The organism is Vibrio sp. 1078-1, assembly GCF_033340475.1.
This window is the reverse complement of the sequence record NZ_JAWOWM010000414.1, coordinates 1-670: the sequence shown is the minus strand read 5'-3', so window position 1 is coordinate 670 and position 670 is coordinate 1. Positions and strand designations below refer to the sequence as shown.

General features: G+C 45.2%; 1 protein-coding gene and 1 pseudogene. One reads left to right on the top strand and one right to left on the bottom strand.

Annotated elements, in window-relative coordinates; genetic code table 11:
* The coding region (locus R7190_RS27915; RefSeq protein ID WP_318137932.1) for a DUF2913 family protein at positions 1 to 351 on the top strand (351 nt) is incomplete at its 5' end.
* Between the two features lie 118 nt (positions 352 to 469).
* Here R7190_RS27915 and tnaA read toward each other — a convergent pair.
* Positions 470 to 670: pseudogene (gene tnaA, locus R7190_RS27910) on the bottom strand (tryptophanase); the annotation flags it as partial.

Here is a 670-nt window from a genome sequence, read left to right as displayed (position 1 = left end):
CGCTGCGTTGACGCGAATAAACCAAGTAACCCGCAACCTCACTTAGATAGCTACCTGCTACTAATTAACGAAATTGAGAAAAAACTCGGTACCACGGTACTGCTTTCTCGTCCTGAAGATGTCGACTTATCGCATGACCAGCATGGCTGTTTGCTGTGTGTGTTATCAAATAACTTAAACCAACATTTCGACGACAATAACGCCATGATTGCACCAATTTCGATGCTTTTCCGTGGCCCAATGAGTCAGCGCTCATTGTTCCTTGGCAGTATTTATGCAAGTGGCACATTCAATTATGAAGTGCAATATCAAGACGAACAGTTCGTGCGCATCACGTTAGAGCTGGCGTAATATCCGCTCGGAATGAACTGAACAGACAAAATCAAAAACGGCCGCGACACCCGCGGCCTTTTGCCCCTTACTTAAGTACCTAGATACCTAGTTATCTAGGTGTCAAACCTACTTCAGGTTAATCAATTTCACGGAAGCGAGCCGTAAAGTGACGTAAAACCGGAGGCTCATATTCGAACGTCAAACCTTTCAATTCATGAGCTCGGTTCTTCAACTCGATCAACGCATCCGCGATATAGTCCATGTGGTCGTTAGTATAGACTCGACGTGGAATCGTTAAGCGCATTAATTCAAGCTCAGAGGCTTTCTGTTCACCCGT